18 protein-coding genes and 1 pseudogene are annotated in these 26,109 nt (G+C 71.3%); 3 read left to right on the top strand and 16 right to left on the bottom strand.

What is annotated here, in order from left to right; translation table 11 throughout:
* Positions 1–3: 3 nt before the first annotated feature.
* The 10 genes and pseudogenes from BIV23_RS24770 to betA form a co-directional block, all read right to left on the bottom strand.
* Positions 4–1,236 carry a sarcosine oxidase subunit beta family protein gene (locus BIV23_RS24770; protein ID WP_071383154.1) on the bottom strand — a complete coding sequence of 411 codons (1,233 nt, stop codon included), beginning with the start codon at positions 1,234–1,236 and terminating at the stop codon, positions 4–6.
* Positions 1,233–2,516, bottom strand: a complete 1,284-nt coding sequence (gene glyA / locus BIV23_RS24765; RefSeq protein WP_071383153.1) for a serine hydroxymethyltransferase — start codon at positions 2,514–2,516, stop codon at positions 1,233–1,235. Before glyA ends, BIV23_RS24770 begins: the two co-directional genes overlap by 4 nt.
* Positions 2,513–2,836, bottom strand: a pseudogene (locus tag BIV23_RS24760) (bifunctional methylenetetrahydrofolate dehydrogenase/methenyltetrahydrofolate cyclohydrolase); the annotation flags it as partial. The pseudogene BIV23_RS24760 and the gene glyA, both read right to left, overlap by 4 nt.
* Positions 2,837–2,989: 153 nt before the next feature.
* Positions 2,990–5,428, bottom strand: a complete 2,439-nt coding sequence (locus tag BIV23_RS24755; protein ID WP_071383152.1) for a GcvT family protein — start codon at positions 5,426–5,428, stop codon at positions 2,990–2,992.
* A gap of 218 nt (positions 5,429–5,646) precedes the next feature.
* A complete protein-coding gene (locus BIV23_RS24750; RefSeq protein ID WP_071383151.1) occupies positions 5,647–6,612 on the bottom strand; it encodes an ABC transporter substrate-binding protein in 966 nt (321 codons plus the stop codon).
* A gap of 13 nt (positions 6,613–6,625) precedes the next feature.
* Positions 6,626–8,602, bottom strand: coding sequence for an ABC transporter permease (locus BIV23_RS24745; protein ID WP_071383150.1), 1,977 nt, complete (start codon positions 8,600–8,602; stop codon positions 6,626–6,628).
* Positions 8,602–9,693 (bottom strand): quaternary amine ABC transporter ATP-binding protein, encoded by a 1,092-nt coding sequence (locus BIV23_RS24740; RefSeq protein WP_071383149.1) that lies wholly within the window; start codon positions 9,691–9,693, stop codon positions 8,602–8,604. Before BIV23_RS24740 ends, BIV23_RS24745 begins: the two co-directional genes overlap by 1 nt.
* A 20-nt stretch (positions 9,694–9,713) precedes the next feature.
* Positions 9,714–11,183, bottom strand: coding sequence for an aldehyde dehydrogenase family protein (locus tag BIV23_RS24735; RefSeq protein WP_071383148.1), 1,470 nt, complete (start codon positions 11,181–11,183; stop codon positions 9,714–9,716).
* 111 nt (positions 11,184–11,294) lie between these two features.
* Complete coding sequence (locus BIV23_RS24730) at positions 11,295–12,131, bottom strand: methylenetetrahydrofolate reductase (protein ID WP_071383147.1); 837 nt, start codon at positions 12,129–12,131, stop codon at positions 11,295–11,297.
* Between the two features lie 3 nt (positions 12,132–12,134).
* Positions 12,135–13,805, bottom strand: a complete 1,671-nt coding sequence (gene betA, locus BIV23_RS24725; protein ID WP_071383146.1) for a choline dehydrogenase — start codon at positions 13,803–13,805, stop codon at positions 12,135–12,137.
* Positions 13,806–13,959: 154 nt separating this feature from the next.
* Here betA and BIV23_RS24720 point away from each other — a divergent pair, with 154 nt between their 5' ends.
* Positions 13,960–14,757, top strand: a complete 798-nt coding sequence (locus BIV23_RS24720) for an IclR family transcriptional regulator (protein WP_071383145.1) — start codon at positions 13,960–13,962, stop codon at positions 14,755–14,757.
* A 66-nt stretch (positions 14,758–14,823) separates the two neighbouring features.
* On the opposite strand, the gene BIV23_RS24715 is transcribed toward BIV23_RS24720, so the two are convergent.
* The 6 genes from BIV23_RS24715 to msrA form a co-directional block, all read right to left on the bottom strand.
* Positions 14,824–15,957 carry an aromatic ring-hydroxylating oxygenase subunit alpha gene (locus tag BIV23_RS24715; RefSeq protein ID WP_071383144.1) on the bottom strand — a complete coding sequence of 378 codons (1,134 nt, stop codon included), beginning with the start codon at positions 15,955–15,957 and terminating at the stop codon, positions 14,824–14,826.
* Between the two features lie 87 nt (positions 15,958–16,044).
* Complete coding sequence (locus BIV23_RS24710) at positions 16,045–17,214, bottom strand: NAD(P)/FAD-dependent oxidoreductase (RefSeq protein WP_071383143.1); 1,170 nt, start codon at positions 17,212–17,214, stop codon at positions 16,045–16,047.
* Positions 17,211–17,573 carry a bifunctional 3-phenylpropionate/cinnamic acid dioxygenase ferredoxin subunit gene (locus BIV23_RS24705; protein ID WP_071371238.1) on the bottom strand — a complete coding sequence of 121 codons (363 nt, stop codon included), beginning with the start codon at positions 17,571–17,573 and terminating at the stop codon, positions 17,211–17,213. Before BIV23_RS24705 ends, BIV23_RS24710 begins: the two co-directional genes overlap by 4 nt.
* A gap of 256 nt (positions 17,574–17,829) precedes the next feature.
* Positions 17,830–18,462 (bottom strand): MBL fold metallo-hydrolase, encoded by a 633-nt coding sequence (locus tag BIV23_RS24700; RefSeq protein WP_071383142.1) that lies wholly within the window; start codon positions 18,460–18,462, stop codon positions 17,830–17,832.
* Complete coding sequence (locus BIV23_RS24695; RefSeq protein ID WP_071383141.1) at positions 18,462–19,547, bottom strand: S-(hydroxymethyl)mycothiol dehydrogenase; 1,086 nt, start codon at positions 19,545–19,547, stop codon at positions 18,462–18,464. Before BIV23_RS24695 ends, BIV23_RS24700 begins: the two co-directional genes overlap by 1 nt.
* Before the next feature lie 359 nt (positions 19,548–19,906).
* The gene (gene msrA / locus BIV23_RS24690; RefSeq protein ID WP_071383140.1) at positions 19,907–20,413 is read right to left on the bottom strand and encodes a peptide-methionine (S)-S-oxide reductase MsrA; all 507 of its coding nucleotides are present in this window, start codon (positions 20,411–20,413) and stop codon (positions 19,907–19,909) included.
* Positions 20,414–20,707: 294 nt separating this feature from the next.
* Between msrA and BIV23_RS24685 the strand changes: the two genes are divergently transcribed.
* Entirely contained in the window at positions 20,708–24,673 is a 3,966-nt protein-coding gene (locus BIV23_RS24685) for a Pls/PosA family non-ribosomal peptide synthetase (protein WP_071383139.1), read from the top strand.
* A complete protein-coding gene (locus tag BIV23_RS24680; protein WP_079173338.1) occupies positions 24,670–26,094 on the top strand; it encodes a M1 family metallopeptidase in 1,425 nt (474 codons plus the stop codon). The genes BIV23_RS24685 and BIV23_RS24680 overlap by 4 nt, the downstream gene beginning before the upstream one ends.
* Positions 26,095–26,109: the final 15 nt, after the last annotated feature.

The following is a 26,109-nucleotide window of genomic DNA, read 5'->3' as shown; positions in this document are numbered from 1 at the left end:
TCCCTAGTGGGCCACGGCGGCCGCGCCGTGCTCGTCGACGAGCGCGCCGGTGGTGAAACGGTCGAGCGAGAACGGGGCGTTCAGGGTGTGCGGGGCGTCGTGGGCGATGGTGTGGGCGTAGACCCAGCCGACGCCGGGTGTGGCCTTGAAACCGCCCGTTCCCCAGCCGCAGTTGAGGTAGAGGTTGCCGACCGGGCTGAGGCCGACGACGGGCGAGGCGTCGGGGCTGACGTCGACGATGCCGCCCCAGGTGCGCAGCACGTGGGCGCGGGCGAACACCGGGAAGAGCTCCAGGGCGGCGGACATCTGCTCCTCGATGACGTGGAACGCGCCGCGCTGGGTGTAGGAGTTGTACGCGTCGATGCCCGCGCCCATCACCAGCTCGCCCTTGTGCGCCTGGCTGACGTACACGTGGACCGCGTTGGACATGACGACGGTCGGGTGCACGGGCTCCAGCAGCTCGGAGACGAGGGCCTGCAACGGGTGGCTCTGGAGCGGGAGTTCGATGCCCGCCATGGCGGCGAGGACCGAGGTGTGGCCGGCCGAGCACAGGGCCACCTTGCCGGCGGCGATGGGACCGAGGCTCGTCTGTACGCCGACCACCCGGCCGTCGACCACGTCCACCCCCGTGACCTCGCAGTTCTGGATGATGTCGATGCCGGCGGCGTCCGCGGAGCGGGCGAAGCCCCAGGCGACGTAGTCGTGCTTGGCAATGCCGGCGCGGGGCTGGTAGGTGCCGCCGAGGACCGGATAGCGCACGTCGGGTGAGACGTTGACGATCGGGCAGACCTCTTTGACCGCTTGCGCGTCGAGCCACTCGGCGTCGACTCCGTTGAGCCGGTTGGCCTCGACCCGGCGCACGCTGTCGCGTACGTCCTGGAAGCTGTGGGCGAGGTTCAGCACACCGCGCTGGGAGAAGAGGATCGGATAGTCCAGCTCCTCCTCCAGTCCCTCCCAGAGTTCGAGGGCGTGCTCGTAGATGGCGGCGCTCTCGTCCCACAGGTAGTTGGAGCGGATGATCGTGGTGTTGCGGGCCATGTTGCCGCCCGCGAGCCAGCCCTTCTCCAGGACCGCGACGTCGGTGATGCCGTGGTTCTTCGCCAGGTAGTGGGCGGTGGCCAGGCCGTGCCCGCCGCCGCCCACGATCACCACGTCGTACGACCGCTTGGGCTCGGGGGTGCGCCAGAGGAAGTCCGGGTGGTCGGGGAGGTCGGCGCCGGGGGTGCGGGGGCTCATCGGGCGCCTCCGTCGTACGAGAGGTGCGGGTAGAGCGGGTGCTTGGCGGCCAGCTCCTCGGTGCGGGCGCGCAGGGCGGACACGTCCGGCTCGGGCCGGAGGGCCAGGGCGATCACGTCGGCGACCTCGGTGAAGTCCTCCTCGGTGAAGCCTCGTGTGGCCAGCGCCGGGGTGCCGATGCGCAGCCCGGAGGTGACCATGGGCGGGCGTGGGTCGAAGGGGACGGCGTTGCGGTTGACGGTGATGCCGATCTCGTGGAGGAGGTCCTCGGCGCGCCTGCCGTCGAGTGCGGAGTCCCGCAGGTCCACAAGGACGAGGTGGACGTCGGTGCCACCCGTCAGCACCCGTACCCCGGCCGCCGCCGCGTCGGGCCGGGTCAGGCGCTCGGCGAGGACGCGGGCGCCGGCGAGGGTCCGGGCCTGGCGCTCGGCGAACTCGGGCGACGCGGCGACCTTGAAGGAGACCGCCTTCGCCGCGATGACGTGTTCCAGGGGCCCGCCCTGCATCCCGGGGAACACGGCCGAGTTGAGCTTCTTGGCGAGGTCGGCGTCGTCGGTGAGGATGACGCCGCCGCGGGGGCCGCCGAGCGTCTTGTGCGTGGTGGTGGTGACCACGTGGGCGTGCGGGACGGGGCTGGGGTGCAGTCCGGCGGCGACCAGGCCCGCGAAGTGCGCCATGTCGACCATGAGGAGGGCGCCGACCTGGTCGGCGATCCGGCGGAAGGCCGCGAAGTCCAGCTGCCTCGGGTACGCCGACCAGCCCGCGATGATCATCTTGGGGCGGTGTTCCTTGGCGAGCCGTTCCACCTCGTCCATGTCGACGAGGTTGTCCGCCTCGGAGACGTGGTACGGCACGACATTGAGCATCTTGCCGCTGTAGTTGATGCGCATGCCGTGGGTGAGGTGGCCGCCGTGCGCGAGGTCGAGCCCGAGGATGGTGTCGCCGGGCTTCAGCAGGGCGAAGAAGACGGCGGTGTTGGCCTGGGCGCCCGAGTGCGGCTGGACGTTGGCGAAGCCCGCGCCGAAGAGGGACTTGATCCGTTCGATGGCCAGCCGCTCGGTGACGTCGACGTGTTCGCAGCCGCCGTAGTAGCGGCGGCCGGGGTAGCCCTCGGCGTACTTGTTGGTCGCGACCGAGCCCTGTGCCTCCATCACGGCGGTGGGGGCGAAGTTCTCGGAGGCGATCATCTCCAGGGTGGACTGCTGGCGGTTCAGCTCGGCGCGGAGAGCGGCATGGACCTCGGGGTCCAGCTCGGCCAGGGGGATGTTCAGCGCGTTCATGCGGGGTTCGCGTTCCTCTCGGCGGCCTCGACGACGTTGGCGAGCGGCATCGTGCGGGTCATGGGTCCCACTCCCCCGGGCATCGGCGGGAGCCGTCCGGCGACCGCGGCGGCCTCCGGGCGGATGTCCCCGACCAGGCCGTGCTCGGTGCGGGTGATGCCGACGTCCAGGACGGCCGCGCCGGGGCGCAGCATGTCCTTGGTGATCAGTCCGGGCGAGCCGGCCGCCGCGACGACGATGTCCGCCTCGCGTACGTGCCGGGCCAGGCCCTTGGTTCCGGTGTGGCAGAGGGTGACGGTGGCGTTCCCGGAGCGCCGGGTGCCCCTACCGTCAAGCACGTGTGCGGTCACCGGCAGCACTCCTTCCCAGAGGCTGGACCACAGCGCCCCGTCGGGGGCGCGGGGAACTGCGCGACCAGCCACGACGAGCCCGCAGCCGGAAGACGACACATCGCGGCACTCACCGCGGAGCACTCACCCACGGAGCCGGGACATCGCCGGATCGAACAGCGGCTCCTCGGCCACGACCGCCTCGACGCGCTGGTCGAAGTAGCCGATGTGCACCGTGGTGCCGGGGACGGCGAGTTCGGCCGGGAGCCAGGCGTAGGCGATGCCCTTGCCGATGGTGTAGCCGTAGGCGGCGCTGGTGACATAGCCGACGGCGCGCTCGCCGTCGTACACCGGTTCCTTGCCCATGACGACCGCGCTCGGGTCGTCGACGGTGAGGCAGGACAGCCTGCGTCGTACGTCCGCCTTGCGGCGTTCGAGCGCGGACCTGCCGATGAAGTCGCCCTTGTCGAGCTTGACGGCGAAGCCGACGCCGGCCTCGTAGGGGTCGTGCTCGTAGGTCATGTCGGTGCCGAAGGAGCGGTACCCCTTCTCCAGGCGGAGGCTGTTGAAGGCGCCGCGGCCGGCGATGACTCCGCCGAGCGGCTCGGCGGCGGCCCACAGGACGTCCCACAGTTTCCGGCCGTGATCGGCGGTGGTGTACAGCTCCCAGCCCAGCTCGCCGACGTACGACAGGCGCATCGCGGTGACCGGGACGCTGCCGATGTAGGCGTGCTTGGCGCGGAAGTACTTCAGACCGTCGTTCGTGAAGTCCTCATCGGTCAGCGGCTGGAGGACGTCTCGGGCGAGCGGGCCCCACAGGCCGACGCAGCAGGTGCCGGCGGTGATGTCGCGGACCTGGACCCTGCCGTCGGCGGGCAGGTGGCGGGTGAACCAGTCGAGGTCGAGGTTGCCGTTGGCGCCGACCTGGAAGCGGTCGGGGGCGAGGCGGGCGACGGTGATGTCGCTGCGGATGCCGCCGTCGTGGTCCAGCAGCAGCGTGTACGTCACCGAACCGACGGACTTGGCGACCTTGCCGGTGACCAGGCCCTCCAGGAAGCCGGCGGCGCCGGGGCCGCCGACCTCCAGGCGCTTGAGGGCGGTCATGTCGTACAGGGCGACGGTCTCGCGGGTGACCTGGGCCTCGGCGCCGACGATCGGGGACCAGTAGCGGGCGGCCCAGTCGTTGGGGGTGGGGATCGAACGGCCGTCCACCAGGCCCGCGTTGGCCTCGTACCACTGGGGCCGCTCCCAGCCGTTCGCCTCCAGGAAGAACGCGCCGTGTTCCTGCTGGCGGACGTGGAAGGGGCTGGTGCGGATCGGGCGCGGCTTACCCGAAGGCTGGAGGGGGTGGAGGATGTCGTAGACCTCGACGAAGTTCTGGCAGTCGCGGGCCAGGACGTACTCCGGGGAGAGCTGGTGCGGCTCGAAGCGGTTGACGTCGCACTCGTGCAGGTCGAAGGAGGAGCAGTGGCCGTCGACCAGCCATTCGGCGACGGCCCGGCCGACGCCCGCGGAGTGGGTGACCCAGACGGCCTCGGCGACCCAGAAGCCCTTGACGTCGGGGGACTCACCGAGCAGCGGGTAGCCGTCGGTGGTGAAGGAGAACAGGCCGTTGATGCCCTCCTCGACCTTGGCCTCGCGGGTCGCGGGCAGCAGGGACCGGGTCTCGGTCCAGGCGTCCGCGAAGTCCTCCTCGGTGAACTTCAGGACGGAGGGCATCTGTTCGGCCTCGTCCACGGAGAGGATGTCGTCCGCGGAGACCGGCATGGGGCGGTGGCCGTAGTAGCCGATGCCGAGGCCGTCGAAGCGGTCGCGGTAGTAGAGGTCGGCGTCCTGGTGGCGCAGGATCGGGCGGACCGCCTCCTCGGTCTGGCCGGCGAGGGCGGGGACCGGGCCGGTCCAGGCGAGCTGGTGGGCGAGCGGGGTGAGCGGCAGGTTCATCCCGGCCATGCGGGCGATCTTCGGGCCCCAGATGCCGGCGCAGCACACGACGATGTCGGCGGGGATCTCGCCCTGGTCGGTGACGACGCCGGTGACGCGGCCGACGCTCTGGCGGATGTCGAGGACTTCGTGGCGGGCGAGGAAGCGCACACCGCGCTCGGTGGCCCGGCGGATCTGCGCCTCGACGGCGAGGACGGCCTTGGCGAGTCCGTCGGTGGGAACGAGGAGGCCGCCGAGCACCCGGTCCCGGTTGACCAGCGGGTGCCGCTCGACGCACTCGTCCGGGCTCAGCAGACGGGACTCGATGCCCCAGGCGGTGATCCAGCCGTGGCGGCGGTGCAGTTCGGCGAGGCGCTCGGGGCTGGTCGCCACTTCGAGGCCGCCGACCTGGAGGAAGCAGGGCTTGCCGTCGACGTCGAGGGAGCAGAACTTCTCGACGGTGTAGCGGGCGAGCTCCGTCATCGTCTTCGAGGAGTTCGTCTGGAAGACCAGGCCGGGGGCGTGCGAGGAAGAGCCCCCGGTGGCCGGGAGGGGGCCCTGGTCGACCACGGTCACTTCGGTCCAGCCGCGTGCGGAGATCTCGTCCGCCAGGGCCGCTCCCACGACGCCCGCTCCGATGATCACCACTCGGGGTCCCGCCATCGCCAACCTCCGAACTTGAGACCGATTCAGTTGCTTGCTACGCAACGCGGTTCAGGCTGCGCAACTCAATGTGCCCGCCGTCGAGGAGAGGTGTCAAGGGGGCGGTGACATCGGAAAACGGCCTGCTCACGGGCGGGAACACGACAGCGCCCGGCAGGCGGTGCGCATGGGTGCGCACCGCCTGCCGGGCTGGTCCGTTCGGCCCTTTCCCGCCCGTGCTACTTGAGCCAGGCATCGACCTTGTCGCGGTTCGCGTCGACCCACTTCTTGGCCGCCGCGTCGTCCGACATCTTGTCCTGCGCGATGTACCGGGCGACGGTGTTCTGGTCGTCGTTGGTCCAGTGGAAGTTCTTCACCAGGCCGTACGCCGGGCTGCCCGACTTGGCGAACTGCGCACTGACGATCTTGTCCAGGTCGTAGAGGGGATAGTCGCAGGCCACCTTCGCCGCGTCGGTGTCGCAGCCCGTCGTGTACTTCGGGAGGTTGACCTTGGCCAGGGGCACCTCGGACATGAACCACTGCGGCTCGTAGAAGTAGCCGATCATCCACTGCTTGTTCTTCTCGGCCGTTCTGAAGGCCTGGATGAGCGCGGTCTCGCTGCCTGCGTACACCACCTTGAAGTTCAGCTTCAGGTTCTTCACCAGGGCCGCGTCGTTCGTGACGTACGACGGGTCGCCGTCCAGCAGTTGGCCCTTGCCGCCGGACTCGGACGTCTTGAACCTGTCCGCGTACGTGTCGAGGTTCTTCCAGTCGAGGATGTCCGGGTGCGCCTTGGCCAGCCACGGCGGCACGAACCAGCCGATGACGCCCTTGTTGCCGGTCGAGCCGGCCTCGACGGCCGTCTTCTGGCTCGTGATGTACTTCTTCTTCAGATCGTCGTGGCCCCAGTTCTCCAGGACCGCGTCGACCTCGCCGGTCCCGAAGCCCTGCCAGGCGATCTCCTCCTTCAGGTCCTTCTTGGTGACGGTGCAGCCCAGGTCGTGCTGCGCGACGTACGCCACGACCGCCGCGTCCGCCTCGTAGCCGATCCACGGGTTGACGGCCAGGTTGAAGGTGCCGCACCTGCCGCCCGAGGACTTCGCACCCGCGGAGGTGCTGTCGCCGACCTTCGCCCCCGAGCAGGCCGTGAGGGTGAGGCCGAGGACGGCCAGGCCGGCCGCGCCGGCTTGCCAGTGTCTTGCCATGGTGTCGTGCTCCTTATGCCCGGGTGCGGCGCGCCGCGGCCTGAGTGATCCGGTCGAACATGACTCCGAGCAGGACGATGGCCAGTCCCGCCGCGAGCCCCTTGCCGTACAGCTGTCCCTGCGAGAATCCGGCCACGACGTCGTAGCCGAGGGCGCCCGCCCCCACCAGGCCGCCCACCACGACCATCGACAGCACGTAGATCAGGCCCTGGTTGGTCGCGAGCGTCAGGGCGCTGCGGGCCATCGGCAGCTGGACCTTGGTGATGATCTGCCAGGTGTTGCACCCGGCAGAGGTGGCCGCCTCCACGGTGGCCTCGGGGACGTTCCGCACCCCGTCCGCGATGATCTTGATCGCGACGGGTGCCGCGTAGACGACGGCCGCGACGATCGCGGTGAACCGGGTGGCGCCGAACAGGGCCAGGAACGGTACGAGATAGACGAAGGGCGGCATGACCTGTGCCGCGTCCAGGGTGGGCCGCACCACCCGGTCCACGAGGGCGCTGCGCCCCATCCACACACCGAAGACGACACCGAGCAGCATCACCAGCACCGTGGCCACGGCCGTCGAGGCGAGGGTGGTCATGCTGTCCGACCACACGCCCGTGCCGACCAGCAGCCCGACGCAGCAGGCGCCCGTCACCGCGGCCCACCGGCCGCCGAGCACCAGGGCGAGCGCGACCAGGACGATGCCGACGAGCCACCACGGGGAGTCGGTGAGCAGGGTCTGGAACGGATTGAGCAGGCCGTTGGTGAGCACGTTGCGCAGACCGTTGGTCAGTCCCGACACATGGTTCTGGAGCCAGCCGGTCGTGGTGTCCGCCGCGCTCGCGATGTGGCTGCCGACGGCGCCATGGCCCGGGAACTGTGCCGCCCACACGTAGGTGTGGGACACATAGATCACGAAGCCGAGTCCGATCGCGCCCGCCGCCAGCAGCGGACGGCGCCACCTGAGCAGCCGGGCGTCGGTGCGGCGGGCCGTCTCGGTGCGCGCGGCGGCGGCCGTGGTGACCCGGTCGAGCACGATCGCCATGACGACGATGGCGAGTCCGGCGTTGAAGGCGGTGCCGACGTCGAGGGACTGGAGGGCCTGGACGACGGTCTTGCCGAGGCCGGGCGCGTCGATCAGGGCGGCGATGGTCACCATGGCGAGGGCGGCCATGATGGTCTGGTTCACGCCCATGACGACGGTGCGCCGGGACATCGGCAGCAGCACTTTGACCAGTTGCTGCAAACGTGTCGTGCCGAGCGAATTCGCCGCCTCGACGGTGGTCTCGGGTACGGAGCGGATGGCGTGCGCGGTGATGCGGATGGCGGGCGGTGCCGCGTAGATCACCGTGGTGATCACGGCGGAGGCGCCACCGATGAGGAAGATCAGGGTCAGCGGGGCGAGGTAGACGAAGGTCGGCATCGTCTGCATGAAGTCCAGGAAGGGCGTCATGATCCGGTTGAACCGGTCGGACAGCCCCGCCCACACACCGAGCGGGATGCCGATGAGCAGCGCCACGAGGACCGCCGACAGGGTCAGCGCCAGGGTGTCCATGCTCTCCTGCCACAGCCCCTGCAACCCGAAGAAGGTGAAGCCGGCCACGGCCAGCAGGGCGACCCGCCAGTTGCCCACGGCCCAGGAGACATAGCCGGTGATGCCGACGACGCCGAGCCAGCCGATCTGCGGGACGGGCCGGGTGCCGGTGGGCTGGGAGATCAGGGACTGGACGAAGGTCACCAGGTTGTCGATGGCCAGCCGGATCTCGTTGAAGAAGTACAGGAAGAGCGGGTTGGAGTTGCGGTTGGCCCCGATGCTGTCGTTGAGGTCGTTCAGCCAGCGGTGCAGCCCGGTGAGGTCGGCCGCCGCGAGGGTCAGTGTCTGCCGGCCGCGCAGCACGGCGAAGAGCACCAGCCAGCCGGCCAGGACGGCGGCCACCACCATCGGACGGCTGGCCCTCTCCCGCAGGGGGGTGACCGACGCGGTCGCGTCGGCGGCGACGGCCATCACGCACCGCCTTCGGCACCGGCGACGACGGAGAGGATCTCCTCGTCGCCGACGATGCCGAGCAGCTTGCCGCCCTCGACGACCTTGACCGGCTTCTCGGCGGCCAGCACCGCCCGGGTGGCCTCGCGCACCACGACATCAGGCCCCAACTCGGGCCCGTCGAGGGCGTCTTCGGGCTCGGCGGGGCGCATGATCCAGCGCAGGGTGAGGACGTCGCCGCGCGGCACGTCCCGCACGAAGTCCCGTACATAGTCGTCGGCGGGGGCGCCGACCAGTTCGTCCCCGGTGCCGCACTGCACCATCCTGCCGTCGCGCATGATCAGGATGCGGTCGCCCAGTTTGAGGGCCTCGGAGAGGTCGTGGGTGATGAACACCATGGTCTTGCCGACCTCGTGGTGCAGCCGGATGACCTCGCTCTGCATGTCACGGCGGATCAGCGGGTCGAGCGCCGAGAACGGCTCGTCGAAGAAGAGGACGTCGGGGTCGCCGGCGAGGGCGCGGGCGAGGCCCACGCGCTGCTGCATACCGCCGGAGAGCTGGTCGGGGTAGGAGTTCTCGTATCCGGCGAGGCCCACCAACTCGACCGTCTCCAGAGCCCGTCGGACCCGCTCCGCCTTGCTCATGCCGCGGATCTCCAGACCGAAGGCCACGTTGTCCACGACCTTGCGGTGCGGCAGCAGGCCGAAGTGCTGGAAGACCATGGAGAACTTGCTGCGCCGCAGCTCGCGCAGCCGCCGGGGGTCGGCGCCGCGGATGTCCTCGCCCTCGAAGACGACCTCGCCCGCGGTGGGTTCGATCAGGCGGGTGAGACATCGCACCAGGGTGGACTTGCCCGAGCCGGACAGTCCCATCACGACGAACACCTCGCCGGGCGACACCTCGAAGCTCACGTCCCGTACGGCGGCGGTGCAGCCGGTGCGGTCCATCAGCTCGCGGCGGGTGAGTCCGCACAGCTCCGCGGAGCCCGGCACCTCGTCGGCCTTGGGCCCGAACACCTTCCACAGCCGGCGCACGGAGACGACGGGGGTGCGGTCCTGGGGGTCCTCGGACGTGTCGCGCCGCTGCGACACCTCGGTCTGTGCTGGGGCCATGGTCGACCTTTCTTCGGCGTTCAGCCGCGGAACCAGTGCTGCGGCCGGGGTTGGATGTTCTGCCAGACGTGCTTGGGCTCCCGGTACTCGTCGAGGCCGGACGGCCCCAGCTCGCGGCCCACGCCGGAGTGCCCGAACCCACCCCACTCGGCCTGTGGCACATAGGGGTGGTAGTCGTTGATCCACACGGTGCCGTGCCGCAGTCGGCGGGCGACCCGCTGTGCCTTGCCCGCGTCCTGTGTCCACACGGCCCCCGCGAGGCCGTACTCCGTGTCGTTGGCGATACGCACGGCGTCGTCCTCGTCGCGGAAGCTCTCGACGGTCAGCACGGGCCCGAAGGACTCCTCGTGCACCACGCGCATGTCCTGGCGGCACGCGTCCAGGACGGTCGGCGGGTAGTAGAAGCCGCCCGCCAGCGCCGGGTCGTCGGGTCGTGTCCCGCCGCAGCGCAGTACGGCGCCCTCGGCGAGGCCCGCCGCGACGTACGCCTCGACCTTCTCCCGGTGCCGCGCGGAGATCAGCGGCCCGGTCTCCGCCCCGGGGTCGAAGGGACCGCCGAGCCGGATGAGGCGGGCGCGGCGTACGACCTCGTCCACGAAGGCGTCGTGCAGCGAGTCCTGCACGATCAGCCGGGCACCGGCCGAGCAGACCTGCCCGGAGTGCAGGAAGACGGCGGTGAGCGCGAAGTCGACGGCCGTCTCGACGTCGGCGTCGGCGAAGACCACGTTGGGGTTCTTGCCGCCGAGTTCGAGCGCGACCTTCTTCACCGTCGCCGCGGCGGCCGCCATGATGTGCCGTCCGGTGTCCAGGCCTCCGGTGAACGACACCATGTCGACGGCCGGGTCCTCGGCCAGCGGTGCGCCCGCCTCGGCTCCGGCGCCCAGGACGAGGTTGGCGGCGCCTGCGGGCAGTCCGGCCTCCTCCAGCGCCTTCATCAGCAGGATCGAGGTGGAGGGCGTCAGTTCGCTGGGTTTGAGGACGATCGTGTTGCCCGCGAGCAGCGCCGGGGCGACCTTCCACGAGGCTTGCAGCAGTGGGTAGTTCCAGGGGGTGATCAGTGCGCAGACCCCGACGGGCTCGTACACGACCCGGCTGAGGGCGTCGTCGCGGCCGGTGTCGATCACCCGGCCGGCGCCGGTGCCGGCGATGCCGCCGTAGTAGCGCAGGCAGGCGACGACGTCGGCGATGTCGTACTCGCTCTCGACCAGGCGCTTGCCGGTGTCGAGGGACTCGGCGCGGGCGAACTCCTTGGCGTCGCGCTCGATGATGTCGGCGGTGCGCAGCAGCAGCGCACCGCGTTCGCGCTCGGGGGTGCCGGGCCAGGGGCCGTCGTCGAAGGCCCGCCGGGCCGCGGCGATCGCCGCCCCGGTGTCGGGGCGGGTGCCTTCCGAAACCGTCGCGACGAGCGTGCCGTCCGCCGGACAGCGGATCTCGCGGTGACCGCCGGCCACCGGATCACGCCATTCTCCGGCCACATACAGATCTGCCATGCGACGCGCCCTTCGAACCGAATCCGTTGCGCATTGTGCATTGCATTGCTTGTGGTGGAACACCCTGGCCGAATGCCCGGCACCCGTCAAGGGGTCGGTCGACCGCGGTTCTCAGCCGCCCAGCCGGTCCAGCAGGGCACGCCGCCAACGCTCCGTCTCGGCAAGCTGGTTGAAGGTGAACAGATGCAGACCGGCCACCCCGGCCGACGGCCCGGTCAGCGCCTGCGCACCCCGTGTGAGCAGCCTCTCGGGGGCGTAGCCGCCGGGTGCCGCGAGGCGCAGGAACCAGGCGGGGTGCCGGGTGAGGAAGCGCGTCGACTCCCCCACCCCGATCTTCGTCGCCATGGCCAGCAGCTTCGCGCGCTGCACGGGCCCCGCGACGCCGACGTACACGGGCAGGGTGATGGCGCGCCGCCGGATCCGGGTGATCCAGTCGCCGAGCACCCGCGGGTCGAAGCACAGGTTGCTGACGATGTACGTCGCGTGCGCGCGCTTGTCCCACATCGACTGGACGGTGATGTCGTCGTGGATGACGGGATGGCTCTCCGGATAGCCGGTGATGCCCAACTCCTCGAAGGGACTGCCCAGTTCGGCAAGTCGACGGAGCACCGGGAGCGCACCCTCGTACGGTCCGGCCGGCGGGTCGGCGTCGCCCGCCGGTACGAAGAGGTCGTCGATCCCCGTGGCACGCAGCCGCTCGGCGACGTCCTTCAGGTGCGCGTCGTCCCGCAGCAGCCGTGCGGGGAGGTGCGGGACGACGCGGTAACCGTGTGCCGCGAGCCGCTCGGTGAGGGCCAGTGTCGGTTCCAGCCCCTTGACCGGCGACGCCGTGACCGTGACCACGATGTCGCGGGGCACATGGGCGAGGACCTTCGCCTCCGTCGCCCGTGCCGGGAGCACCTCGTAGCGGACGCGGCCGAGCAGCGTCCGCAGGGCCTCGGCCGCCATCGGCTACCCGGCCTGCGTCCGGGCGTCGCCGTGCCGGTAGTACACGGCCTTGGAGGGCTCCAGCGGCTCCCTGCCGAGAATGATGTCGGCCGCCTTCTCGGCGACCATCATCACCGGCGCGTAGATGTTGCCGTTGGTGACGTAGGGCATCACCGAGGCGTCCACCACGCGCAGCCCGTCCACGCCGTGCACCCGCAGGGTCAGCGGGTCGACGACGGCCATGTCGTCGGTGCCCATCTTGCAGGTGCAGGAGGGGTGCAGGGCCGTCTCGCCCTCCTTGGCGACCCAGGCGAGGATCTCCTCGTCGGTGTCGACGGAGGGTCCGGGCGAGATCTCGCCGCCGTTGTAGGAGGCGAGCGCGGGCTGGTTGAGGATCCTGCGGGCGACACGGATCGCCTCGACCCACTCGCGGCGGTCCTGCTCGGTGGAGAGGTAGTTGAAGCGCAGCGCGGGCTTGACCCGCGGGTCCCTGCTCCTGATCTTCACCGAGCCGAGCGCGTCGGAGTACATGGGTCCGACGTGCACCTGATAGCCGTGGCCGCCGGCCGGCGAGGAGCCGTCGTAGCGGACCGCGACCGGCAGGAAGTGGAACATCAGGTTGGGGTAGTCCACGTCCTCGTTGCTGCGGGCGAAGCCGCCGGCCTCGAAGTGGTTGGTGGCCGCCGGCCCCGTGCGGAACAGCCACTGCAGGCCGATGAGGGGCGCGCGCCACTTCGCCATGTACGGCTGCATGGAGACGGGCCGCTTGCAGGCGTACTGGACGTACACCTCCAGGTGGTCCTGCATGTTCTCGCCGACGCCCGGCAGGTCGTGGACGACGTCGATGCCGAGGGCGGACAGCTCGGCGGCGTTGCCGACGCCGGAGAGCTGCAGCAGTTGGGGCGAGTTGATCGCGCCGCCGCACAGGATGACCTCGCCGGCCCGGACCTGCTGGGGTGCGCCGTTGCCGCGCCGGTACTCGACGCCGACCGCGCGTTCGCCCTCGAAGAGCACCCGGGTGACGAGTGTGCGGGTGCGCACGGTGAGGTTGGGCCGTTTCATCGCGGGCTTGAGGTAGGCCTTCGCGGCCGACAGCCGGCGTCCGCGGTGAACGTTGCGGTCGAACGCGGCGAAGCCCTCCTGCCGGTAGCCGTTGACGTCGTCGGTGGGGGCGTAGCCCGCCTCCTGGGTGGCCCTGAGGAAGGCGCCGAAGAGCGGGTTCGTGGCCGGGCCGCGTTCCAGGACGAGGGGGCCGTCGTGGCCGCGGAACTCGTCGTCCGGGTCGGCCGCCAGACAGTTCTCCATCCGGCGGAAGTACGGCAGACAGTGGGCGTAGTCCCAGGTCTCCATGCCGGGGTCGGCGGCCCAGCGCTCGTAGTCCATGGGGTTGCCGCGCTGGAAGATCATGCCGTTGATACTGCTGGAGCCGCCGAGCACCTTGCCGCGGGCGTGGTAGATGCGCCGGCCGCCCATGTGCGGCTCGGGCTCGGACTCGTACTTCCAGTCGTAGAAGCGGCTGCCTATGGGGTAGGTGAGGGCCGCGGGCATGTGGATGAAGACGTCCCAGGGGTAGTCGGAGCGGCCCGCCTCCAGGACGAGCACACGGTTTCCGGGGTCGGCCGACAGCCGGTTCGCCAGTGCGCTGCCGGCCGATCCACCGCCGACGATGACGAAGTCGTAGTGCAGAGGAGCCATGTGTCCGCCTCGTCTCGCTCGCGCCGTCGTGATGCGCGGCATGCTAGTACGGGTGTCGCAATGTGCACCAGGTTGCGAACAACGCAACTTGTAAGATCCTTGTTCACGCCGCGTTACGTGACTGCGTGTTGTTTACTGCGCGTATAGTTCCGTTATGAGCAACTACAGTCCGGATACTGGAACAAGCGGAACGCAGTCCGGCGGGGTGCAGTCCGTCGACCGGGCCATCAGCGTCCTCGAGATCCTCGCGCAGCGCGGCGAGGCGGGAGTGAGCGAGGTGGCGGCCGAGATCGATGTGCACAAGTCGACCGCGTTCCGTCTGCTCGGCGCCCTGGAGGCGCGCGGCCTGGTGGAGCAGTCGGGCGAACGGGGCAAGTACTCTCTCGGTTTCGGCATCGTACGCCTGGCCGGCGCCGTCACAGCACGTATCGACATCACCCAGCAGAGCCGGCCGGTGTGCGAGCGGCTGGCCGAGGAGATCGGCGAGACGGTCAACATCGCCGTGCTGCAGGAGCACTACGCGATCAACCTCTACCAGGTGCGCGGCCAGGCCGCCGTCACCGCGCACAACTGGGTCGGCCAGCTGACCCCGCCGCACGCCACCTCCAGCGGCAAGATCATGCTGGCCCACCTGCCCGCGAAGGAGCGCGCCGCGCTGCTGACGGAGACGGGCCTGACGAAGCTGACCCCGCGCACGATCTCCTCGAAGGCGAAGCTGGAGAAGAACCTCACCGACGCCCGGGAGCGCGGTTACGCCTGGACGCTGGAGGAGCTGGAGATCGGGCTGCACGCCATGGCGGCGCCGATCCGGGACCGGGACGGCCGGGTCATCGCCTCGATCAGCGCGTCCGGGCCCGCGTACCGGTTCACCGAGGAGCGCATGCACGAGCTGGCTCCCCTGCTCGTCAAGGGTGCGGAGGAGATCAGCCAGCGGATGGGATACCTGGGCTGACCGCACCCGGTACGACCGCCGTTCGGCCCGCGTTCGCCCCCTGCGCGGGCCACGGGCGGCCCCCTTCTACCGCGGCGTGCGTCCGCCGAGACGCTCGCTCACCCACGCGTGGAACGCGCCGATGTGGTGCTCGCTGGGGACCAGCACACCGCCCTTGGCGTAGAGCCGTGACCCCATGCCGGGCTGGGTGCGCTCGCAGGCGTCGAAGTCCTGGCGGTTGACCCGGTCGAAGAGCTCCACGGACCGGCTGACGTCCTTGCCGCTCGCCACGACGTGCGGCAGGTAGAGCCAGTCGCACTCCACGATCGTGCGGTCGGCGGCCACCGGGTACATCCGGTGGAAGATCACGTGGTCGGGCACCAGGTTGATGAAGACCTGCGGCTTGACGGTGATCGCGTAGTACCGGCGGTCCTGGTCCTCCGACACCCCGGGAATGCGGTCGAGGCCCGCGGAGCCGTCCACGGTGAAGCCCTGGACGTCCGCGCCGAACTCGGCGCCGTGGCCGACGTAGTACTGGGCGGCGTAGCCGTCGGCGAACTCCGGTAGCACTTCGGTGAGTTCGGGGTGGATGGTGGCGCAGTGGTAGCACTCCATGAAGTTCTCGATGATGAGCTTCCAGTTCGCCCGCACGTCGTAGACGATCCGCCTGCCCACCGAGAGGTTCGCGATGCCGTAGCGGTCGATCGACTCGACGTCGCCGAGGCGGGTGATCACCTCGCCCATGACGTCCTCCTCGAAGGAGGGCGGGTGCTCCGCGAGGCAGACCCAGACATAGCCGAGCCATTCCCGCACGGCCACGCCCACCAGGCCGTACTCGGTGCGGCCGACGTCGGGCATCCTGGTGAGGTTGGGCGCCGCGACGAGCTTGCCGTCCAGGTCGTACGTCCAGGCGTGGTACGGGCACTGGAAGGCGCGCTTGACCTCGCCCGACTCCTCGGTGCGGAGCCTGGCTCCGCGGTGCCGGCAGACGTTGAAGTAGGCCCGGACGGAGAGGTCCCGTGCGCGGGTGACGAGGATGCTCTCGCGGCCCACGTCGACGGTGCGGAAGGCGCCGGGTTTCGCCAGCTCGGACGAGCGCGCGACACAGAACCACATCGTCTCGAAGATGTGCTCCTGCTCCTGGGCGAAGACACCGGGATCCGTGTAGGCGGAGCCGGGAAGAGTGGCGATCAGGCTGTCCGGCAGGCTGGTCGAGGTCACGGTGCACTCCTCGGGAAACGTCGTGATGCCGTCAATACATCGATACGTCGCTACGTCGGTACATCGGTACGTCGGTCCGCGGTGACGTCAGGACACGGTCGCCGCGGAGGTGAGCTGCTTGCGCCAGCGGGTGAACAGCCGCGGCTGGTTCATCCCGAGCACGGCGACCGGCCGGCCCGCCCGCCGGTACACGGCGAGGAAGCTGCGGTCCTCGGTGGAGCCCGCCTCGACCGTCACGTCGTCGGCCCCGGCCGCGTGACCGACGAACTGGATCTTCACGCCGTACTGGTCCGACCAGAAGTACGCGGGCCGGGGCACGCCCGGCTCTCCGGCACCGCCCGCGAGGAGCGTGGCGACGGCGGTGTCCGGCCGTTCCAGCGCGCCGGTCCAGTGCTCGACCCGGCGGTGCGCGCCGGTGTGCGGGTCGTACCAGTTGGCGCAGTCGCCCACGGCGACCACCCCGGCCAGGGTCGTACGGCCGTCGGCGCCGCACTTCACGCCGTTGTCGAGCGCCACGCCGGATCCGTCGAGCCAGTCGACACAGGGCCGGGCGCCCACGCCGACGACGACGGTGTCGGCGGGAACGCCGCGGCCGTCCTCGAGAAGCACGGCGTCCACCCGGCGCTCCCCGCTGAGCCCCTTGACTCCCACACCGCACAGCAGCCGTACGCCGTGATCGGCGTGCAGGGCGGAGACGACGCCGCCCATGGCCCCGCCGAGCGGCCCGGCCAGCGGCGTCGGGGCCGCCTCGACCACGGTGACGTCGAGGCCGAGGGCATGCGCGGTGGAGGCGACCTCGGCACCGATGAACCCGCCGCCGATCACCACCAGCCGTCCGCCCAGGGCGAGTTCGTCGCGCAGGGCGCGGGCGTCGTCCAGTGTGCGCAGCACGTGGACTCCGGCCAGACCCTCGGTGCCGGGCAGGATGCGGGCGGCCGCGCCGGTGGCGACGACCACGCCGTCGGCGCGGATCTCCCGGCCGTCGGCGAGCCGGATCGCCCGCTCGGCGCGGTCGAGTCCGGTGGCGCGGGTGCCGAGCACCCACTCCGCCTGCAGGTCCTCGTCGTCCCGCTCCAGCGCGAGTTCGGCTTCGCCGAGGGTGCCGGCCAGGAACTCCTTGGACAGCGGCGGCCGGTCGTACGGCCGGTGCGACTCCTCGCCGACGAGGACCAGGCGGCCGTCGTAACCCCGCTTGCGCAGCGAGCGCGCGGCCGACAGACCGGCCAGCGAGGCGCCTACGACGGCCACGGTCCTCACGCGACGCCTCCGGCCAGGCGGGCGGAGACGCACGGCGGCAGGTTGGGCGCCGCCGTGGAGAGCCGGACGTACAGCATGCCGTCCTCGACGACGACCTCGTGGGTGCGGACCGGCAGTTTGGCCGGGGGCGCGTCCACGGCACCCGTGCGCAGGTCGAACTTCGAGGCGTGCAGGGGACATTCCACCTCACAGCCCTCCAGCCAGCCGTCGGCGAGCGACGCGTCCTGGTGGGTGCAGGTGTCGTCGACGGCGAAGAGTTCACCGTCGTCGGTGTGGAACACCGCCACGGGCGGGTCGACGTCGAGCCGGTGGGCCTCGCCTCGCGGCAGATCCGCGAGACGGCACGCGGGAATCATCATGACACCTCGGGTGCGTATAGCGAAACGGATTGCGATGAGCGCAACGTCAGTCTGCTGGCGGCCCTGAAGGCTTGTCAAGGCGTCGGAAGGGCAGGTTGCCCGGGCTTCCGCGAGGCCGTTCCGGGCATGCCGAAGCACCCCCGAAAGCGCAGGTCGGACGGGGGAAACAGGAGTCCGTGAGGCGCGCCGACGGCCCTGCCGCCGACGCCCTCCGCGCTGGGGGCACCGGCGGCAGGGCCGCTCACCGACCGGGCGGTCAGAAGCCGCGGTCGAGCCACTCCTGGAGATGCGGCGCCTCGGCGCCGATGGTGGTGGTGTCGCCGTGACCGGTGTGTACGACGGTGTCGTCCGGCAGGGCGAGGAGGCGCTCGCTGATCGAGCGGATGATGGTCGGGAAGTCGCTGTACGAGCGTCCGGTCGCGCCCGGCCCGCCGGCGAAGAGCGTGTCGCCGCTGAAGAGCGCGCGGAGCCGTGGAGCGTACAGACACACCGCCCCGGGGGCATGGCCCGGAGTGTGCAGCACGGTCAGCCCGGTCCCCGCGACCAGGAGGCTCTGCCCGTCGGTCAGCTCGGCGTCGGGCGTCCGGTCGGGATGGGTCTGCTTCCACAAGCCCAGGTCGTCGGAGTGCAGCAGGACGGGCGCCCCGGTCCGGGCGGAGAGTTCGGGCGCGGCGTCGATGTGGTCGTTGTGCGCGTGGGTGCACACGATCGCCCGCAGGGCGCGCCCGCCGACGGCCCGGACGACGGCGTCCGCGTCATGGGCGGCGTCGATGACGATCACCTCGGTGTCGTCGCCCACGATCCACACGTTGTTGTCGACGTCCCAGGTGCCGCCGTCGAGCGAGAACGTCCCCGAGGTGACGAGGCGTTCGATGCGGGCGCCCGGCATCAGAGGACGACCACCGAGCGCAGGACGTCGCCGTGGTGCATCCGCTCGAACGCCTTCTCCACGTCGTCGAGGGCGATCGTCTCGGTGACGAAGGCGTCCAGGTCGAGCCTGCCCTGGAGGTACAGGTCGATCAGCATCGGGAAGTCCCGGGAGGGCAGGCAGTCGCCGTACCAGGACGACTTCAACGCCCCGCCCCGCCCGAACACATCGAGCAGCGGCAGCTCCAGCTTCATCTCCGGCGTCGGCACACCGACGAGGACGACGGTGCCGGCGAGGTCGCGGGCGTAGAAGGCCTGCCGGTACGTCTCCGGACGCCCCACCGCGTCGATCACGACATCCGCGCCGAAGCCTCCGGTCAGCTCGCGTACGGCGTCGACGGCGTCCGCCTGCCGGGAGTTGACGGTGTGGGTCGCGCCCAGCTTCGTCGCCGTGGCGAGCTTGCGGTCGTCGATGTCGACGGCGACGATCTTCGCCGCGCCGGCCAGCCTCGACCCGGCGATCGCCGCGGCCCCGACTCCACCGCAGCCGATCACGGCGACGGTGTCGCCACGGCCGACCTTCCCGGTGTTGATCGCCGCGCCCAGACCCGCCATCACACCGCACCCCAGCAGCCCCGCGGCAGCAGCGGGCGCGGCCGGGTCGACCTTCGTGCACTGCCCCGCCGCCACCAGCGTCTTCTCCGCGAAGGCACCGATCCCGAGTGCCGGGGACAGTTCCGTGCCGTCGGCCAGCGTCATCTTCTGCCTGGCGTTGTGCGTGTCGAAGCAGTACCACGGCCGCCCGCGCAGACAGGCCCGGCACTGACCGCACACCGCACGCCAGTTGAGGATGACGAAGTCACCGGGAGCGACATCGGTGACGCCCTCCCCCACCGCCTCCACGACACCCGCCGCCTCATGCCCCAGCAGGAACGGGAAGTCGTCGCTGATCCCGCCCTCCCGATAGTGCAGATCGGTGTGGCAGACACCGCAGGCCTCGATCTTGACCAGCGCCTCCCCCGGTCCGGGATCCGGCACGACGATCGTCTCCAGACTGACGGGGGCTCCCTTGCTCATCGCGACGACAGCACGGACCTGCTGGGACATGGCCACTCCTCGGCTGACAGTAGGGATGGTGTCTATGTTGCCCATTACGGCACGCATCTCATGTTCCGCAACACAGCATCGCGGAGGCCGGAGCAGCGGTCAAGAATCCGGACATGCCGGAGCGGGCGCCGACGGACTCTCGTCCGCAACGGGCGAGCGGCAGGACGGAAGGCGTCGTCGCGGATCTGCCCCAAGTGCGGGGCGACGGCGTGAGGTTGCAGGCAGGCAAGGGCGCGCGTCCGGCCCAGGCCGACGACCGGTCCGGGCACGACGGCCGCACTCCCGGCGCCGCAGGAGCTCCCGCTACCGCTGGGCGCCGAGGAGGCAGGTCACCCTGACAACCGGTCCGCCGGGGACGTTCACACCCGGCGCGGCAGCTTCCAGTTCGGGCGGGGGAAGTGGCAGGTGTAGCCGTCGGGGTAGCGCTCCAGGTAGTCCTGGTGCTCGGGCTCGGCCTCCCAGAAGTCGCCCACGGGCTCCACCTCCGTGACGACCTTGCCCGGCCAGAGCCCGCTCGCCTCGACGTCGGCGATCGTGTCCAGGGCGACGCGGTGCTGCTCCTCGTCGCCGTAGAAGATGGCGGACCGGTAGCTGCGCCCGATGTCGTTGCCCTGGCGGTCCTTCGTGGTCGGGTCGTGGATCTGGAAGAAGAACTCCAGGACGTCGCGGTAGCTCGTGACCGCCGGGTCGAAGAGGATCTCGATGGCCTCGGCGTGGTCGCCGTGATCGCGGTACGTGGCGTTCGGCGTGTCCCCGCCGCTGTAGCCGACGCGCGTGGAGACCACGCCCGGCTGCTTGCGGACCAGATCCTGCATGCCCCAGAAACAACCGCCCGCCAGCACGGCCCGTTCGGTTCCCACAGTCATCGATCACTCCTGACGCTCGCGTCCGGCGCCCGGTGGACGCGCCGACCATGCGATCATCACACGATGGCGGTGCAGAAATCAAACCGTTCTCACGTCGAATTCTTTCCGTAATTGAAAAGAATGTACGTACCCCGATTCGAATGGTCGAATCACGGTTTGGACTTCATCAATTTCCTCCCATGGGCCGGCCGTGTATTAATTGCAATGAGTTGGTGAACGCCTCGCGGCAGACGAGCATCTGACAAGCCGTAATGGATTTCGCATCCGTTGGCACCGCACACCAGAGGCACGAATTTGTCTTCGCCCGCATTCGATGCGTCACGCCCACCCCTCAGGTCGCCTGAGAATCAGGCTCTCTTCCGCTCCGCGGCCGCCTCGTCGCCGCGTACCCTCGTCGACGTTCTGCACACCACGGTCACCCGGAATCCGGATGCGCCGGCTCTGGACACCGGCGCGGAAGTACTGACCTACCGCGAACTGTCCGCCGAGGTCGTCCGCCGTGCCCAGCGGCTCACCGGCCAGGGCGTCGGTCCCGGCGACCGGGTGGGGATCCGGATCCCCTCGGGCACCGCCGAGCTGTATCTGTCGATCCTCGCCGTACTGCACTGCGGAGCGGCCTACGTACCGGTCGACGCGGACGACCCCGAGGAGCGGGCCGCGACCGTCTTTCGCGAGGCCGGGGTGTGTCTCGTCCTCGGCCCCCACCCGCAGCCCGCAGGGACGGCCGTCGCGTCGGGAGCGGCGACGGGCCGACGCGCGCCCGCTCCGGAGGACGATGCGTGGATCATCTTCACCTCCGGCTCGACCGGCGCGCCCAAGGGCGTGGCCGTCTCCCATCGCTCCGCGGCCGCGTTCGTGGACGCCGAGGCCCGGCTGTTCCTGCGCGACCGGCCGCTCGGCCCCGGTGACCGGGTCCTCGCCGGACTGTCCGTCGCCTTCGACGCCTCCTGCGAGGAGATGTGGCTGGCATGGCGCTCGGGTGCCTGCCTGGTACCCGCCGAACGCGCCCTGGTCCGGGCGGGCCACGAACTCGGGCCCTGGCTCGACGAACAGGGCATCACCGTCGTCTCCACCGTGCCGACCCTGCTGGCCATGTGGCCCGAACAGGCTCTGCGCCGCGTGCGGTTGCTGATCCTGGGCGGCGAGGCCTGTCCGCCCGGCCTGGTCGAGCGGTTCGCCGGTCCCGAGCGGGAGATGTGGAACACCTACGGCCCCACGGAGACCACCGTCGTGGCCTGCGCCGCCCCGCTGCGGCGCGGCCGCACCGTGCGCATCGGCCTGCCGCTGGCGGGCTGGGACCTGGCCGTGGTCGACGAGGCCGGGGAACCGGTGGCCCACGGGGAGCAGGGCGAGCTCGTCATCGCCGGCGCCGGCACCGCGCGCTACCTCGACCCCGTCAAGGACGCGGAGCGGTTCCGGCCGTGCGCCGCGCTGGACTCGCCGCGCGCCTACCGCTCGGGCGACCTCGTGCGCGCCGACGCCGCGGGGCTGGTGTTCCTCGGCCGCGTCGACGACCAGGTCAAGCTCGGCGGACGGCGCGTGGAGCTGGGCGAGATCGACGCGGCCCTGCTCGCCCTGCCCGGCGTGCGCGGCGCGGCCGCGGCCGTGCAGCCGACGGCCGCCGGTGCCTCGATCCTGGTCGGGTACGTCGTACCGGAGGCGGGCGCCGACGGGCGGTCCGGGTTCGACGCCGCCAAGGCGAGAGCGCTGCTGGCCGAGCAACTGCCCGCGGCGCTGGTGCCGGTGTTCGCCGAGGTGACGACGCTGCCCACGCGCGCCTCCGGAAAGGTCGACCGCGCGGCCCTGCCGTGGCCGGTTCCCCTGGCGGGCGGCGAGGGTGACGGCGGTGGCGCGGACCGCCCGCTGGAGGGCACGGCGGCGCGGCTGGCGGACGTCTGGGAGCAGTTGCTGGGGCTGCGGCCCGGCCCGGACAGCGACTTCGTCGCGCTCGGCGGCACCAGTCTGACCGCGGCCCGGATGGCCTCGATGCTCCGCGAGGAGTATCCGGGGCTGTCCGTCGCCGACCTCTACCGGCATTCGGTGCTGCACCGCATGGCCGACCACCTCGACTCCCTGGCCGGAACCACGCAGGACGTGCGCGAGGTCCGGCCCATCCCCCGGACGACCGCCGTCGTGCAGTTCTTCGTGCAGATGACCGGGTACGCCGTCACCGGCCTGCGCGGGCTGGTCGGACTGGCGGCGGCGGACAACGTGCTCGGCTGGATCGCGCCGCACCACTGGGCGCCGCACACGTCGTGGTGGCTGGTCCTGGCCGGATGGGTGGTGCTGTTCAGCTCGCCGGTGCGCTGTCTGACCGGCGCGGTCCTCGCCCGCACCCTGGCCGGCTCGATCACTCCGGGCGCCCATCCGCGCGGGGGCAGCACGCATCTGCGGCTGTGGACCGCGGAACGGGCGGTCGCCACGTTCGGCGTGCCGTCCCTGCTCGGCACCCCGTGGGCGGTCCTGTACGCCCGCATCCTGGGCTGCCGCACCGGGCGTGACGTACACCTGCACACGATGCCCCCGGTGACGGGCCTCGCCGAGCTGGGCGAGGGGTGCAGCATCGAACCGGAGGCGGACATCGCGGGCTGGTGGCTCGACGGTGACACGCTGCACGTCGGCCCGATCTCGGTCGGGGCGGGCGCGCGGGTCGGTCACCGCAGCACGCTGCTGCCCGGCGCCGTCGTGGGCCGCGGCGCGGAACTGACCGCCGGCAGCTGTCTGAGCGAGCGGATCCCGGACGGCATGGTGTGGACCGGCTCCCCGGCCCGGCCGACCGAGCCCGCCGAGCGTCTCGCGGGTGTCGGGTGGCCCGCACCGCCGACGGACCGCCGGCGCCGCTGGCACCTGGCCTACGCGCTGTCCCTCACCGTGCTGCCCCTGACCTCGCTGCTGGCGGCGGCCCCCGCCCTGTTCCTCGCCTGGCTGCTGGTCCGCGCCACGCCGACGCTGTCCGGGGCGGCGGGGCATCTGCTCGCCGCGGCACCGCTGTTCGCCGTCATGACGATGGTGTTCGGGCTGCTGCTCACCGCGCTGACCGTGCGGCTGCTGAACCGGTCGATCAAGCCCGGCATGCACCGTGCGGACGGCGGCGTGGCCTGGCGGGCCTGGCTCGTGACACGGATCCTCGACGGCGCCCGGGGCGGCTACTTCCCCCTGTACGCGAGCCTGGCGACGCCGTCCTGGCTGCGGCTGCTCGGCGCCCGCGTCGGCCGCGGCACCGAGATCTCCACGGTGCTGCCGCTGCCGTCACTGCTCCGCGTCGACGACGGGGCGTTCCTCGCCGACGACACGCTGGTCGCGCCGTACGAACTGCGCGGCGGCTGGCTGAAGTTGGGGGAGGTGCGGATCGGGGAGCGCGCGTTCGTCGGCAACTCCGGCATCGTCGGACCGGGCCGCGAGGTGGCCGACCACGCGCTGGTCGGCGTGCTGTCCGACGCGCCGGTGCAGGGCGAGCCCGGCATGTCCTGGATCGGCCGGCCCGCGATGCCGCTGCCGCGGCTGCCGGAGTCCGGCGACCCGGCGCGGACGTTCGCCCCGCCCCGGCGGCTGGTGGCGGCCCGCGCGGCCGTGGAGCTGTGCCGCCTGCTGCCGGTGGTCCTCGGCACCGTACTGGCGGAGGCCGTGTTCCTCGGCGAGCAGCGGTCCTTCGACCTGGGCGGGCTGCCCCTGGCCGCGCTCACCGCCGCCCCGCTGCTGATGGCCGCGGGCCTGGCGGCGTGCCTCGTCACCACGTGCGCCAAGTGGCTGCTGGTGGGCCGGTTCCGGGTCGGCGAGCGCCCGCTGTGGTCGCCGTTCGTGTGGCGCAACGAGCTGTTCGACACGTTCGTCGAGGTGCTGGCCGTGCCGTGGGGAGCGGGCGCGCACGTGGGAACCCCCGTGCTGAACTGGTGGCTGCGCAGCCTCGGCGCGCGCATCGGGCGTGGTGTGTGGTGCGACACCTACTGGCTGCCGGAGACCGATCTGATCACCCTCGGCGACGGCGCCAGCGTCAATCGCGGCTGTGTGCTGCAGACCCATCTGTTCCACGACCGCATCATGCGGATGGACACCGTGGAGCTGGCGGCCGGCGCCTCCCTGGGCCCGCACAGCATCGCCCTGCCCGGCACCACGATCGGCGCGGGTGCCTCCATCGCCGCCGCCTCACTCGTGATGCGCGGTGAGAGCGTGCCGGACGGCACCCGCTGGGCCGGCAACCCCATCGCGGGGGCCGAGGCGACCGCGCCCGCCGCCCCGCTCGCCGGTGGGGAGGCGGCATGAGGTGGTGCACCCGGCGGGCGCTGCTGCGCGGCGCGGCGCTCGCCCCGCTCGCGGCGACGGCCGCGGACCAGCTGCCGCACCAGGCCGAACGCTACTTCGCGAGCCATGGCACGTACGGCCACCGCACCCTCGCCTACGACCTGCACCTGGCGTACGACCCGGTCGCCGGCCGGCTCGACGGGCGGGCGCACATCCAGGCGGTGGCGGACCGGACGCTGCCGCAGGTCGAACTCGACCTCGCTCGGCTGACCGTGTACGACGCGCGGATCGACGGGACCGCCGTACGCCCCGGCAGACGGCGGGACAAGCTGGTCCTGCCGGCCCCGCGCACGCTCCGCGCAGGCACCCCCTTCAGCGTGGAGATCGGATACGGCGGCCGGCCGGGTCCGCTGCGCACGCCGTTCGGGCAGATCGGCTGGGACCGCACCGGCGACGCGCACGACGGGACGCTGGTCGCCTCGCAGCCGCTCGGCGCCCCGTCGTGGTTCCCGTGCAACGACCGCCCGGACGACAAAGCCGAGTTCACCTTCCGGGTGACCGTGCCGCGCGGTCATCAGGTGCTCGCCAACGGGATGCTGCTGGAGCGGAGCGAGGCGGGGTCGACCGAGTGCTGGACCTTTCATCACCCGGGGCCGATGGCCCCCTATCTCGCCTCGCTCTACACGGGCCGCTTCGCCTACGACACCTGGGAGGCCCGGGACTCCGCGACCGGCCGCCGGATCGCCGGACGCAACGCCTTCCCCGCCCGGCTGGCGGCCGCGGCCCGGCACGATCTGGGCCGTCAGCCCGCCATGCTCGGCGCGTTCACCGACTGGTTCGGGCCGTATCCGTTCGAGACGTACGGCGCGGTCGTCGTGGACGCGGAGCTGGACGAGCCCGTGGAGAACCAGACGGTCTCCGTCTTCGGACGCAACCACGTCGACGGCAAACGGACCTGGGAGACGCTCGTCGCCCACGAACTGGTCCACCAGTGGTACGGCAACAGCGTGAGCCTGCGGGACTGGCGCGACATCTGGCTCAACGAGGGCTTCGCCACCTACGGCGAGTGGCTGTGGTCGGAGCACATCGGCGAGGACTCCGCGGACGTCATCGCCCGGCAGGCCTGGCACACGATGGCGAAGGGCGCGCAGAACCTGCGGACGGCCGATCCCGGGCCGCACCGCATCTTCGACGACCGCGTCTACAACCGGGGCGCGTGCGCACTGCACGCGCTGCGCCTGACGCTGGGTGACGAGCGGTTCTTCGCGATGCTGCGCGGCTGGCACGAGCGGCATCGCGGCAGGAGCGCCGGGACCGCCGCCTTCATCGCCCACGCCGGACGGTCCCGGCCCGCCGAGCTGGAGCCCCTGCTGCGCGCCTGGCTCTACGACAAGCGGCTTCCGCCGCTGCCGCGGCCCGGCCCGGACCGCGCACAGGTCTGAGCCCGTCCGCCCACT

This window comes from Streptomyces monashensis, assembly GCF_001866665.1.
Classification (GTDB): domain Bacteria; phylum Actinomycetota; class Actinomycetes; order Streptomycetales; family Streptomycetaceae; genus Streptomyces; species Streptomyces monashensis.
The sequence above is the reverse complement of the archived record's forward strand: the minus strand, read 5'-3'. Positions and strand labels throughout refer to the sequence as shown.